11 protein-coding genes are annotated in these 13,788 nt (G+C 51.9%); 10 read left to right on the top strand and 1 reads right to left on the bottom strand.

Going from position 1 to position 13,788, the window contains the following annotated elements:
- Positions 1 to 9: 9 nt before the first annotated feature.
- Positions 10 to 876, bottom strand: coding sequence for a VirB6/TrbL-like conjugal transfer protein, CD1112 family (locus tag ACK2JC_RS14055; protein WP_368271248.1), 867 nt, complete (start codon positions 874 to 876; stop codon positions 10 to 12).
- Positions 877 to 1,062: 186 nt separating this feature from the next.
- Here ACK2JC_RS14055 and ACK2JC_RS14050 point away from each other — a divergent pair, with 186 nt between their 5' ends.
- The 10 genes from ACK2JC_RS14050 to ACK2JC_RS14005 all read left to right on the top strand — a co-directional run bounded on the left by ACK2JC_RS14050 (position 1,063) and on the right by ACK2JC_RS14005 (position 13,786).
- Positions 1,063 to 1,932 (top strand): VirB6/TrbL-like conjugal transfer protein, CD1112 family, encoded by an 870-nt coding sequence (locus ACK2JC_RS14050; RefSeq protein WP_002592890.1) that lies wholly within the window; start codon positions 1,063 to 1,065, stop codon positions 1,930 to 1,932.
- A gap of 20 nt (positions 1,933 to 1,952) precedes the next feature.
- Positions 1,953 to 2,408, top strand: coding sequence for a PrgI family protein (locus ACK2JC_RS14045; protein ID WP_368271136.1), 456 nt, complete (start codon positions 1,953 to 1,955; stop codon positions 2,406 to 2,408).
- Entirely contained in the window at positions 2,365 to 4,764 is a 2,400-nt protein-coding gene (locus ACK2JC_RS14040; protein ID WP_368274782.1) for a VirB4-like conjugal transfer ATPase, CD1110 family, read from the top strand. The genes ACK2JC_RS14045 and ACK2JC_RS14040 overlap by 44 nt, the downstream gene beginning before the upstream one ends.
- Before the next feature lie 2 nt (positions 4,765 to 4,766).
- The gene (locus tag ACK2JC_RS14035; protein ID WP_118020644.1) at positions 4,767 to 5,141 is read left to right on the top strand and encodes a DUF3851 family protein; all 375 of its coding nucleotides are present in this window, start codon (positions 4,767 to 4,769) and stop codon (positions 5,139 to 5,141) included.
- Positions 5,134 to 6,843, top strand: coding sequence for a CHAP domain-containing protein (locus ACK2JC_RS14030; protein WP_368271139.1), 1,710 nt, complete (start codon positions 5,134 to 5,136; stop codon positions 6,841 to 6,843). Before ACK2JC_RS14035 ends, ACK2JC_RS14030 begins: the two co-directional genes overlap by 8 nt.
- Positions 6,844 to 6,872: 29 nt before the next feature.
- Entirely contained in the window at positions 6,873 to 7,124 is a 252-nt protein-coding gene (locus ACK2JC_RS14025) for a DUF4315 family protein (protein ID WP_002592894.1), read from the top strand.
- On the top strand, positions 7,114 to 7,866 hold the full coding sequence (locus ACK2JC_RS14020) for a DUF4366 domain-containing protein (RefSeq protein ID WP_279153859.1): 753 nt from the start codon (positions 7,114 to 7,116) through the stop codon (positions 7,864 to 7,866). The genes ACK2JC_RS14025 and ACK2JC_RS14020 overlap by 11 nt, the downstream gene beginning before the upstream one ends.
- 161 nt (positions 7,867 to 8,027) lie before the next feature.
- Complete coding sequence (locus tag ACK2JC_RS14015; RefSeq protein ID WP_368271135.1) at positions 8,028 to 10,136, top strand: DNA topoisomerase 3; 2,109 nt, start codon at positions 8,028 to 8,030, stop codon at positions 10,134 to 10,136.
- Positions 10,133 to 10,411, top strand: a complete 279-nt coding sequence (locus ACK2JC_RS14010) for an immunoglobulin (protein WP_118043159.1) — start codon at positions 10,133 to 10,135, stop codon at positions 10,409 to 10,411. The genes ACK2JC_RS14015 and ACK2JC_RS14010 overlap by 4 nt, the downstream gene beginning before the upstream one ends.
- A 6-nt stretch (positions 10,412 to 10,417) precedes the next feature.
- Positions 10,418 to 13,786 (top strand): LPD28 domain-containing protein, encoded by a 3,369-nt coding sequence (locus ACK2JC_RS14005; protein ID WP_368271134.1) that lies wholly within the window; start codon positions 10,418 to 10,420, stop codon positions 13,784 to 13,786.
- The last annotated feature ends 2 nt before the right edge of the window (positions 13,787 to 13,788 follow it).

The raw sequence follows: 13,788 nt of genomic DNA, 5'->3' as shown, positions 1-13,788 counted from the left end.
CTCCTTCCCTTAGTGAGCGCTGAATACACCCTTCGCAAGCGAACCGGTCTTAAACAGGGTGAAGCACAAAAGGACGGTGTAGCCCATAACACCCCAGATAGAGCCGATGATGTCATCACTGAATGCGATAGACTGAATCAGCACCGCATAAATGCCTACGCAGATCATAATCAGGAATCCCTGAAATCCGATTGCAAACAGCGAACGCAGATAATTCTGTCCGATATTGCTTTGCTCTCTGTTTCCAAAGGTGGAAAGCGGAATCGGGGCAAGGCTGACCATCAGATAAATTTCAATCATTCGACCGTAGACGATCACAAAGATGATGATTGCCAAAGCGGACATCGTGACCTGTACGATAAAGGATTGTAGGAACAAGCCAAGCAAAGGCCCCAAATCCATTGCCATCAGCGTTTCTTCCAGTGTTTCCAATGCCGAAGCATCTATGGCAGTATTTCCGGATATGATACCGGCGCTTGCGTTTATAAAGTGCTGTGCCACATCGAACACAGCCATCGTGATATTGAATGTGTTTGTGATTAACATGACCGCAACAAAAGTCTTGAACACCCATTTGAAGAAGATCCAGGTTTCAAAATTCGCCAGATTGTTGTGGTCAATAATCATCTGAATTAACTCATAACAGGCAATGAAGGTCAGAATCAAGCCTGCTATTGGGATAATCACTGACTCGGAGATGTTTCGTACCATGGCAAAGACACCCGGCGAAAAATTCGCCGGGGTCATGCCAACGGAGGTTGCTATCTCGCCAACCTGGTTGTTGACGGACTCAAACATCCCCGACAGATTTCCCATAATGGCTGAAACGAGCATTTCTTTCAGCCAGTCTGTGATCTGTTGGAGTATGCTGTCCAAAGGCGATTACCTCCTTGTTTGTGATTAACCGAACAGTCCGGAGAGCAGAGGTACAAGGGTGTAGCCGTAGTCGGCATGGTCCTTGTACCTCTGCTCTCCGGGCTTTTCTCTGTCTAAGCGTCTCTGCATGAAATCCTTGCCGCTCCCGCAGCTTTGCGGGGGCGGCGGAAAGGAGGTTGACACCGTATGGATTTCTTACTTGAAGCCCTGACAAATTGGCTGAAAGAAATGCTGGTGGGCGGTATTATGAGCAACCTTTCGGGGATGTTTGACAGCGTAAACCAACAGGTCGCGGATATATCCGTACAGGTCGGCCAGACCCCACAGGGATGGAATGGCAGTATTTTCAGTATGATCGAAAACCTGTCCAACTCCATCATGGTGCCGATTGCAGGCGTGATCCTGGCTATCGTGATGACCGTAGACCTGATCCAGATGATCGCAGACAAGAACAACCTGCATGATGTGGATACCTGGATGATTTTCAAGTGGGTGTTCAAATCAGCCGCCGCCATCCTCATTGTCACAAACACATGGAATATCGTGATGGGCGTCTTTGATATGGCGCAAAGCGTGGTGGCACAGGCGGCAGGGATCATCGGTTCGGATGCGTCCATTGACATTTCCTCAGTTATGACCGATTTGGAACCGAGGCTGATGGAAATGGATCTGGGGCCGCTGTTCGGGCTGTGGTTCCAATCCCTCTTTATCGGCATTACCATGTGGGCGCTGTATATCTGTATCTTTATCGTCATTTATGGCCGTATGATCGAGATTTACCTTGTGACTTCGGTGGCTCCCGTTCCAATGGCTGCCATGATGGGCAAGGAATGGGGCGGTATGGGACAGAACTACCTCCGCTCCCTGCTGGCGCTGGGCTTTCAGGCGTTTCTCATCATCGTCTGCGTGGCAATTTATGCTGTGCTGGTGCAGAACATCGCTTTGGAAGATGACATCATCATGGCGATCTGGAGCTGCGTGGGCTACACCGTACTGCTGTGCTTTACGCTGTTCAAAACCGGCAGTCTCGCAAAATCAGTCTTTCAGGCGCATTAAAACGGAAGGAGGTTTCCACATTGGCTTATGTACCCGTACCCAAAGATTTAACCAAAGTCAAAACCAAGGTCATGTTCAATTTGACCCGAAGGCAGCTGGTCTGCTTTACCGCCGGGGCGCTTGTAGGCGTACCGCTGTTCTTTTTGCTCCGTGAGCCTGCGGGAAACAGCATGGCCGCCATGTGTATGATGCTGGTCATGATGCCCTTCTTCCTGCTGGCAATGTATGAAAAGCATGGACAGGGCCTGGAAAAGATCGTCGGCAACATCCTAAAAGTGGCTGTGATCCGTCCCAAGCAGCGTCCCTACCAGACCAATAACTTTTATGCCGTATTAAAGCGGCAGGAAATGCTCGATAAGGAGGTGTATGACATTGTTCACCGCAATGAAAAGCTGGTTGCGCCGTCTGCTGGGAAAACCGGAAAAAAAGACCGTGCAGCTGGTAAAGACAAAGAAAAAGCTGTCCCGCGCCGATAAGAAGCAGATCGAAGCGGCCATTGCCCGCGCCAACCGCACGGACAAAAAAGGAAAATCGGCACAGGACAGTATCCCCTATGAACGGATGTGGCCGGACGGGATCTGCCGCGTATCGGACAGCCACTACACAAAGACCATTCAGTTTCAGGACATCAACTATCAGCTCTCCCAAAATGAAGATAAGACCGCGATCTTTGAGGGCTGGTGTGATTTCCTCAATTATTTCGACAGCTCGATTCACTTCCAGCTGTCTTTTTTGAACCTTGCGGCATCGGAGGAGACCTTTGCCAACTCCATTTCCATCCCTCCCCAGGGGGATGCCTTTGACAGTATCCGTGAGGAATACACCACGATGCTGCAAAATCAGCTGGCCAGAGGGAACAACGGTCTCATCAAGACCAAATACCTGACCTTTGGTATCGACGCTGACAGCATCAAAGCCGCCAAGCCCCGTCTGGAGCGTATTGAGACTGATATACTCAATAACTTCAAGCGTCTTGGCGTAGCCGCCAGAACACTGGACGGTAAGGAAAGGCTTTCCCAGCTTCATGCGGTATTCCACATGGATGAACAGCTCCCGTTTCAGTTTGAATGGGACTGGCTGGCTCCTTCCGGCCTATCTACCAAGGACTTCATCGCACCAAGCTCCTTTGAGTTCCGCACCGGTAAGCAGTTCCGTATGGGCAAGAAATACGGGGCTGTTTCTTTTTTGCAGATCCTTGCACCGGAGCTGAATGACCGTCTGCTGGCTGATTTTCTGGATATGGAAAGCTCGCTCATTGTGAGTATGCACATTCAGTCGGTGGATCAGGTGAAAGCCATTAAGACGGTAAAGCGCAAGATTACCGACCTGGACCGCAGTAAGATCGAGGAACAGAAAAAAGCAGTCCGCGCCGGATACGACATGGACATCATTCCCTCTGACCTTGCCACCTACGGCAGTGAAGCGAAAAAGCTGTTGCAGGATTTGCAGAGCCGAAACGAGAGAATGTTCCTGGTCTCCTTTTTGGTGCTGAACACAGCGGACAATCCCCGTCAGCTTGGCAACAACATCTTTCAAGCAGGCTCTATTGCCCAGAAGTATAACTGCCAGCTGACCAGACTGGACTTCCAGCAGGAAGAAGGGCTGATGAGCTGTCTGCCTCTGGGACTCAATCAGATTGAGATCCAGCGAGGGCTGACCACCAGTTCTACGGCTATCTTTGTACCGTTCACCACACAGGAACTGTTTCAGAACGGCAAAGAAGCCCTGTACTACGGCATCAATGCTCTGTCCAACAACCTCATCATGGTGGACCGAAAGCTGCTGAAAAACCCCAACGGCCTGATACTTGGGACACCTGGAAGTGGCAAGTCCTTTAGCGCAAAACGAGAAATTGCCAACTGCTTTTTGCTTACCAATGATGATGTCATCATCTGTGACCCGGAGGCAGAGTACGCACCTTTGGTGGAACGCCTGCATGGACAGGTTATCAAGATTTCGCCCACCAGCAGCAATTACATCAATCCGATGGATCTGAACCTGGACTACTCGGATGATGAAAGCCCGCTGTCCCTCAAGTCCGACTTTATCCTCAGCTTGTGTGAGCTGATCGTGGGCGGTAAGGACGGATTGCAGCCGGTGCAGAAAACCATCATCGACCGTTGTGTGCGTCTGGTCTATCAGACCTATCTCAATGACCCGCGCCCGGAGAATATGCCCATACTGGAGGACCTATATAACCTGCTCCGTTCACAGGAGGAAAAGGAAGCCCAGTATATCGCCACGGCCCTTGAAATCTATGTAACCGGCTCCCTCAATGTGCTCAACCACCAGAGCAATGTGGACATCAATAACCGCATTGTCTGCTATGACATCAAGGAGCTGGGCAAGCAGCTCAAGAAAATCGGTATGCTGGTGGTCCAGGATCAGGTGTGGAACCGCGTTACCATCAACCGTGCCGCTCACAAGTCCACCCGCTACTACATCGACGAGATGCACCTGCTTTTGAAGGAGGAGCAAACCGCTGCCTATACGGTGGAAATCTGGAAGCGATTCAGAAAATGGGGCGGCATCCCCACCGGTATCACGCAGAATGTCAAAGACCTGCTTTCCAGTCGTGAGGTAGAGAACATCTTTGAAAACTCGGACTTCGTATATATGCTCAACCAGGCAGGCGATGACCGTCAGATTCTCGCCAAGCAGTTGGGCATTTCCACGCACCAGCTTAGCTATGTGACCCACTCCGGTGAGGGCGAGGGCCTGCTGTTCTATGGCTCCACCATCCTGCCCTTCGTTGACCATTTCCCGAAGAATACTGAGCTTTACCGCATTATGACCACCAAACCCCAGGAACTGAAAAAGGAGGATGAATAACTATGAAACAGAATATTTGCGAACTTGATACCATGATTTTTTTCCGCGAGGCATTGGAGGCTCACGAATTCATGTTGCTTCCGGTAATGGCCTCCGCTGTTGTTGAGTGTCGTACCGCTGACAAAGAACTCAAAACCTTGAATGAGGATGGCGAAATTGGTCTTGCCCGTCTTTTTTCGATTTGGGCAAATATGATGTGTGCCCCTGGTGCAGCAACCATTGTAGGGTGCAGACCTATCACAATGCTCTCTGGGATTCTGGCGCAAGTCCATGCGTATCTCACCGTGCATCCGCTATATGATCCGGAAGGTTTGGCCCTCTATGTGGAGCTGCACCACATGATGGATGCTATCCTAATGGGTGATTGGTTTGAATAAAGAGCCGCGCCTGCGCTTTACCGATGAGGAACGGTCTGACCCAGTGCTGGAAAAGCCGATCCGCAAGGCGGAGAAAGCTGCGGCCAGAGCAGATAAGGCGCAGGAGAATATCCCGAAGAAAAAGGTCCGGCAGATGGTCATTGACCCGGATACCGGAAAAAAGACCTCGAAGTTGACCTTCGAGGACAAGAAAAAACCACCCTCCAAACTTTCTCAAGGGGTTAAAGAAGCTCCCGTCCATCTGGTCGCGGGCAAGCTCCATAAAGAGATCCGTGAAAATGAGCAGGACAATGTGGGCGTGGAAAGCGCCCACAAGTCCGAGGAGGCGGTGGAGACCGGCGCTTATCTGGTGCGGGAGGGCTATCGCAGTCACAAGCTGAAGCCGTACCGCAAAGCAGCCCAGGCCGAGCAGAAGCTGGAGAAGGCCAATGTGAATGCCCTGTATCAGAAGTCCCTACGGGAAAATCCTCAATTTACCAGCAACCCTCTCTCCCGCTGGCAGCAAAAACAGAGTATCAAAAAGCAGTATGCTGCCGCCAAGCGTACCGGTCAGACTGCCGGGAATACCGCCCAGGCTGCGTCCAAAACCGGAAAAGCCGCAAGGACGGTAAAAGAAAAGGCACATCAGGCAGGGGCATTCGTCATGCGCCACAAGAAGGGCTTCCTGATTGCAGGGGTTTTGTTCCTCATCGCCTGTATGCTGATGAATACCATGTCCTCCTGCTCTATGATGGCACAGAGTATTGGTTCTGTAATTTCCGGCACCACCTATCCATCGGATGACCCGGAAATGCTGGCGGTGGAGGCAGATTATGCAGCCAGAGAAGCCCAGTTGCAGGAGAAAATCGACAACATCGAAAGCAGCCACTCAGGATATGACGAGTATCGGTATAACCTGGATATGATTGGTCATGACCCCCATGAGCTTGCGGCGTTTCTCTCTGCTGTCTTGCAGGGCTATACACGCCACAGCGCACAGGCAGAGCTGGATCGTGTGTTTGATGCACAGTATCAGCTTACGCTGAGAGAAGAAATTCAGATTCGCACTTACACTGACGAAGATGGGGATGAGCATGAATATGAATATCGTATTCTCCATGTAACTTTAACAAGCCGTTCCATTGCCTCTCTTGCGCCAGAACTACTGACTCCGGAGCAGATGGAGATGTACCAGGTCTACCGACAGACTATGGGCAATAAGCCGCTGTTGTTTGGTGGCGGTTCTCCCGATACAGGTGTTTCTGAAGATTTGACTGGTGTTGAATTTATCAACGGTACCCGCCCCGGCAATCCGCAGCTGGTGGAACTGGCGAAAAGTCAGGTGGGCAATGTGGGAGGACAACCTTATTGGAGCTGGTACGGCTTCAACTCCCGCGTGGAATGGTGTGCCTGCTTTGTATCATGGTGCTATGGTCAATCCGGTCGAACGGAACCACGCTTTGCTGGTTGCCAGTCTCAGGGTGTTCCGTGGTTCCAGTCTCATGGACAGTGGGGCGCACGAGGATATGAAAACATCGCCCCCGGTGATGCCATTTTCTTCGATTGGGATCTGGATGGTTCCGCAGACCATGTGGGAATTGTTGTCGGCACCGATGGCAGCCGTGTTTATACCGTGGAGGGAAATTCCGGCGATGCCTGCAAGATCAAAAGTTATGACCTGAATTATCAGAGTATCAAGGGCTACGGCCTGATGAACTGGTAACAGAGATTTTTTAGAAGGAGTGATAGACGATGGCAAAGAACAAAATTGAACGCATTGACCAGGAGATTACAAAGGTCCGCGAGAAGATCGCAGAGTATCAGGAAAAGCTCAAGGCGCTGGAGGCACAGAAAACCGAGGCTGAAAATCTGGAGATCGTCCAGATGGTGCGCGCACTGCGTATGACCCCGGCTCAGCTGAGCGCCATGCTGTCCGGAGGCACAGTTCCCGGCAGTTTGGCTGATGACAACAACGAACAGGAGGAAAACAGCTATGAGGAATAAAGGATTGCTCCGAACACTTTCTGCCCTTTGCCTGACGCTGGTTCTGGCATCGGGCTTTACTATTCCCGCTTTTGCCCAGGGCGCAGCGCCGCCCCCGGCAGAGGATACCACCAATGACAGTAATGTGGTGGTGGAAGAACCCGAAAAAGCGCCTCCGCTGACCCCGGATGGTAACGCCGCTCTGGTGGATGATTTTGGTGGCAACAAGCAGCTCATTACCGTTACCACCAAGGCAGGCAACTATTTTTATATCCTGATCGACAGGGCCAATGAGGATAAAAAGACTGCTGTTCACTTTCTGAACCAGGTGGATGAAGCGGACCTGATGGCGCTGATGGAAGATGGAAATGCCAAAGAGGAGCCGCCAGCTGTGTGCAGCTGCACGAAGAAATGTGAAGCAGGGGCAGTCAATACGGCCTGCCCGGTCTGTGTAACTGATAAGAGTAAATGTACGGGAAAAGCACCGGAACCTCCGGCAGAAACACCGGAGCCGGAAAAAGAAAAGCCTGCCGGACTGAACCCGGCTGCCCTGATCCTTCTGCTGGCTCTGCTGGGCGGCGGTGGCGTATTTGCCTACTTGAAGCTCGTTAAGAATAAGCCTAAGACCAAGGGCAATGACAGTCTGGACGATTATGATTATGGCGAGGAAGATTCCGAGGAATGGGAAACCGAGGATGAAGAAGTCCTTGATACTGATGTTGAAGATATTGAGGCTGACGAAACTGAGGAAACTGAAAAGTAACAATCATGTGCAGACAGAAGGACGGAAAAAGTTTCCGTCCTTCTTCTCTGTTTGATGTACTTCTACTACTCTCTCACCACTGGTATCAGAGTTAAAGAACTTCATTATAGATATATTTTGCCGTAAAACACCCCAATGATTTAATGAGAGGAGGAACCATCATGGCTCAGTATAAATTGGTAATTGCCGAAAAACCGTCGGTTGCCCAGAGTTTGGCTGCGGTGATCGGCGCAACTGCCCGTAAGGACGGGTATCTGGAGGGCAACGGCTGGCGTGTTAGTTGGTGCGTGGGCCATCTGGCCGGTCTTGCGGATGCAGACAGCTATGACCCCAAGTACGCCAAGTGGCGATATGATGACCTGCCTATCCTGCCGAAACATTGGCAGATGGTAGTGGGAAAGGATAAGAAAAAGCAGTTTGATATTCTCAAAAAGCTGATGAACGCCCCGGATGTGACGGAGGTGGTAAATGCCTGTGATGCCGGACGCGAGGGCGAGCTGATCTTCCGCAGCGTCTATGAGCTGGCAGGCTGCCAAAAGCCGATGAAAAGGCTCTGGATTTCTTCGATGGAGGACTCCGCCATAAGGGAGGGCTTTGCAAACCTGCGCCCCGGTGCGGACTATGACGGACTTCGGGATGCTGCCCTCTGCCGTGCCAAGGCCGACTGGCTGGTGGGGATCAATGCCACAAGGCTTTTTTCCGTGCTGTATCACCGCACACTCAACATCGGGCGTGTTATGTCCCCAACGCTGGCGCTCATTGTCCAGCGAGAAGCTGAGATCGACACCTTTAAGCCGGTTCCCTTTTATACCGTGGCGCTGGAGCTGCCCGATCTTACCGTATCCGGGGAGCGCATGGCGGATAAGGCTGCTGCCGAGCAGCTGAAAGAAGCCTGTCAGGGTGCAGCTGTCACGATCAAAAAGGCGGAGCGCAAGGAAAAGTCCGAAAAGCCGCCTGCCCTCTATGACCTGACTACTCTGCAAAGAGATGCCAACCGCCTGCTTGGATTTACAGCCCAGCAGACCCTGGACTATCTGCAAAGCCTGTATGAAAAGAAGCTCTGCACCTATCCCCGTACTGACAGCCGCTATCTGACCGGTGATATGGCAGACAGCCTGCCGGTGCTGGTCAATCTGGTTGCCAATGCTATGCCGTTTTGCAAAGGGATCGCCATTACCTGTGATCCGCAGACGGTCATCAACGATAAGAAAGTAACCGACCACCACGCAGTAATCCCTACCAGAAATCTCAAGGATGCAGACCTTTCTGCCCTTCCTGCGGGAGAAAAAGCGGTGCTGGAGCTGGTGGCCCTGCGTCTGCTGTGTGCCGTAGCCCAGCCCCATATCTATTCGGAAACCGTTGTGATTGCAGCGTGTGCCGGTGGGGAGTTTACTGCCAAAGGAAAAACGATGAAGCACCCCGGATGGAAAGCACTGGAGGACGCTTACCGTGCCAAAACGAAGGATGCAGAGCCGAAAAAAGAGGGCGCAGAGAAAGCCCTGCCGGAGCTGACCGAAGGACAGACCCTTTCGGTTGCTGTTGCAATCGTCAAAGAAGGCAAAAGCAGTCCGCCCCAGCACTTTACAGAGGACACCCTATTGTCCGCAATGGAGACTGCCGGAAAAGAGGATATGCCGGAGGATGCCGAACGAAAAGGTCTGGGGACACCGGCCACCCGTGCCGGTATTTTGGAAAAGCTGGTATCTGCCGGTTTTCTGGAACGAAAAAAGAGCAGGAAAACGGTGCAGCTTCTCCCTTCCCACGATGCAGTTTCCCTTATCACCGTTCTGCCGGAACAGCTGCAATCGCCGCTTTTGACTGCCGAGTGGGAGTACCGACTGGGAGAGATCGAGCGCGGGCAGCTTGCCCCGGAGGAGTTTTTGGACGGGATCAGCACCATGCTGGGAGACCTGGTGGGAACTTATCAGGTCATCAAGGGAACCGAGTACCTGTTCACTCCGCCCCGTGAGGTGGTAGGCAAATGCCCTCGCTGCGGCGGTGAAGTTGCAGAACTGCAAAAAGGCTTCTTCTGTCAGAATGATTCTTGCAAATTTGCAATCTGGAAAAACAACAAATGGTGGGCTGCCAAGAAAAAACAGCCGACCAAGGCTGTGGTGTCTGCGCTGCTGAAAGATGGCCGTGTCCGTGTGGCGGGCCTATATTCGGAGAAAACCGGCAAGACCTACGATGCCACTGTGGTTTTGGAGGACGATGGACAGTACGCCAACTTCAAGCTGGAATTTGACCAGCGGAAAGGAGGCAGCCGATGAAGCTCTCTTTAGTGGAACGGGAAACCATTCTCCTCTATAACCAGGCGGAGCCAATGGCCGAGGTATATACCCACGATCCCCGTCTGATGGAGAAGCTGGAACTGCTGGCAAAAAAGCACCCCGACCAGATCACCCGAAAGGACGCCCATAACTTTATCGTTCCCAAGCGGTGTGTATCCGTCCGGGAGCCATACAGCGCCGAGCGCCGCAAAGCTGCCAGTGAACGGGCCAAAGCTGCCGGATACCAGCCCCCTGTGAGAAAGTCCGGCAGTTAAAGGCACATGGCAGAGAATGTATTTGAAGCGGTCAAGCAGTCGGTCAGCACCAGAGAAGCGGCAGAGTTTTACGGGATAAAAGTCAGTCGAACTGGCATGGCCTGCTGTCCCTTTCATGATGATAAGAACCCCAGCATGAAGGTAGACCAGCGGTTCCACTGCTTTGGCTGCGGTGCAGATGGGGATGTGATCGACTTTACTGCAAAGCTCTTTGACCTCTCTCCAAAAGAAGCGGCGGAGAAACTGGCACAGGACTTTGGCCTGATCTATGACAGTCAGGCCCTTCCCCGCAGGAGGTATGTCCGGCAGAAAACCGAGGCACAAAAGTTTCGGGAGGACCGGCAGCGGTGTTATCGCGTACTGTCCGATTACTACTATCTGCTGAAAAAATGGGAGTCCGACAATTCTCCCCGGACACCGGAGGAAGAACCGCACCCCCGTTTTGTGGAAGCAATCCAGAAGAAAACCTATGTAGAGTACCTGCTGGACCTTTTTCTTTATGAAAGCGAAGAAGAACAAAAGGCATGGATTGCAGACCACACAGCAGAAATCACACACTTGGAAAGGAGATTGAAAATCATGGCTGAGAACAAACCCACCAACCGAGAGCGGCTAAGGGAAATCACAGATGGCATCGAGCAGGGCATCAAAGAACTGTTTGAGAGTGAAAAGTATATGCGTTATCTGTCCGTTATGTCCCGCTTCCACCGCTATTCGGTAAACAACACCATGCTCATCTATATGCAGAAGCCGGACGCCACTTTGGTAGCCGGATACAATAAGTGGAAAGACCAGTTTGAGCGTCATGTAAAAAAGGGCGAGCATGGTATTACCATCATCGCCCCTACACCGTATAAGAAGAAAATCGAGGAGCAGAAACTGGACCCGGATACCAAGGCTCCGATTCTGGATAAAGACGGAAAGATCGTTACAGAGGAAAAAGAAATCGAGATCCCCTTGTTTCGTCCGGTCAAGGTATTTGATGTGAGCCAGACCGATGGGAAACCTTTGCCGGAGCTTGCTTCCTCTCTTTCCGGAAATGTGCCCAATTATGAGGCATTCATGGAGGCCCTGCGCCGCAGTGCGCCGGTGCCGATCACTTTTGAAGCAATGGCCGCCGATACGGACGGCTATTTTTCTGCCGATCATCAGAAAATCGCCATTCGTCAGGGCATGAGCGAGGTGCAGACGGTTTCGGCCACGGTCCACGAGATTGCCCACAGCAAGCTCCACAATCAGAAAAAGATTCAGATTGCCAATGACGAGCAATATCAGGAGATCGAGATGTTTGATAAACCCGGTCTGTTCTCCAACGGGCGGATTGCCCGTGATGATTTGCCGGAGGGCGTTTATTGCTATGACCTGCGCGGTTCTGACTACGACCCCGGAGAGCCGGTCTGTGTAGAAGAACGAGTGGTTGTAAACCATGCAGGTTCCGTTCTGCTGACAGAGCCGCTGGAGCTGGCGGAAGATGGACGCCTGATGCTGACCGAGGAAGAAGGGCTGAATTTTGTTGGCGGCTTTTCTACCCTCGCCCAGTTTTTGCAAGAACAGAGGAAAGACCGCCACACGGAGGAAGTGGAGGCTGAAAGCATCTCCTATGCGGTCTGCAAGTATTTTGGCATTGAGACCGGGGAAAACAGCTTCGGCTATATTGCAAGCTGGAGTCAGGGCAAGGAACTGAAAGAGCTGAGAGCCAGTTTGGAGACCATCAATAAGACCTCCGGCACTTTGATCTCTGACATTGAGCGCCACTATAAGGAAATCTGCAAAGAGCGTGGGATCGATCCCCATGCAAAGGCAGAGCCGGAAACCGCCCCGATAGAGCAGCCGACTGGCAATCTAACCTACTATGTAGCAGAGTGCATGGAGTTTCCAAACCTCGGAGAATACCACGATAACCTGTCTTTGGAGGAAGCTGTCCGCATTTATCAGGAGATTCCGGCAGAGCGAATGAACGGGATCAAAGGAATTGGTTTTGAGCTGAAAGACGGAAGCGACTATGAAGGACCTTTTCCGATTTTGACCGGGCAGATCATTGACCTGGACACTATTCAGGCAATCGACTATTACCGTGACAATCCGCTGGTACAGAAAGCAGTAAAGGAACTGGCTGCGGCCATGCCGGAAATGGAGGCGCTGGGGGCAGACGCCAACCAGCAGGAGGCTTTGTTTCTGATCGACGATGCCACCTATCTTCATATCCAGCCCTGTGACAGCGGATGGGACTATACCCTTTACGATGTTGCGTCCATGAAAGAGCTGGATGGCGGTCAGCTGGATATGCCGGAGCTTTCCCGCATGAAGGCAGTTCTCCAGATTTGTGATGACAACGATTTGGGCAAAGACTCGGTAAAATACGCACCGTTGTCCATGATCGAGACCTTGCAGGAAGCTGCCTATCAGCAGATGCAGGCAGAGGCCAGTCAGATGACTGCTTCTTCCCAGATGCCGGAAGCACAGGAGCAGGCACTGGATGAATACCCCATACCCGATGAGCAGGTCTCCACACCGGATATGCAGGAATACGGATACTCCTATGATGGGATGCTCCCTGTTACCAGAGAACGGGCGCTGGAACTGGATGCCGCCGGTTTGACTGTCTATGTGCTGCATGAGGACAATACGGAGAGCATGGTGTTTGACCCACAGGAGATCGTGGATCATGGCGGTCTTTTCGGTGTGGATCGTGAGGAATGGGAGAAAAGCCCTCAGTTCCACGAAAAGGTCATGGAGCGTCAGGAACATCAGCAGGAACGCGAACAGGCATTTCTCTCCCAGAACAGAGATTGCTTTGCCATCTATCAGGTAAGCCGTGACGATCCGCAGAATGTGCGCTTTATGAATCTGGACTGGTTAAAGTCCCATGGCATTTCCATAGACCGCAGCAATTATGACCTAATCTACACCGCTCCGCTGAGTGAGTCTGGCACTGTACCGGAGCAGCTGGAAAAACTCTATCAGCAATTCAATCTGGAAAAACCCGTGGACTTTCACAGTCCCTCCATGAGCGTCAGCGACATCGTTGCGATCAAGCAGGAGGGTAAGGTATCCTGTCATTACTGTGACAGCGTTGGTTTTACCCAGATCCCTGGATTCTTGCCGCAAAATCCGCTGAAAAATGCGGAGATGGCCGCGGAGGACGATTACAGCATGATCGACGGCATCATCAACAATGGCACAAAAGAGCCTACGGTAGCAGAGCTGGAACAGCAGGCCCGAAGCGGTCAGCCCATTTTCCTGATGGATCTGGCAGTCGCCGTTCATCGGGAGGAACGGGAAAAGAAGAAATCCGTTGTGGATCAGCTGAAAAGCCAGCCCAAAGCAGAACACAAAAAGACAGCGCAAAAAAAGAGCGCAGAAAGGGAGATTTGATT

It is taken from the genome of Enterocloster lavalensis (assembly GCF_046603895.1).
Lineage (GTDB): Bacteria > Bacillota > Clostridia > Lachnospirales > Lachnospiraceae > Enterocloster > Enterocloster lavalensis.
Note: the sequence above shows the minus strand (reverse complement) of the source record. Positions and strands in the feature narration are given on the sequence as shown.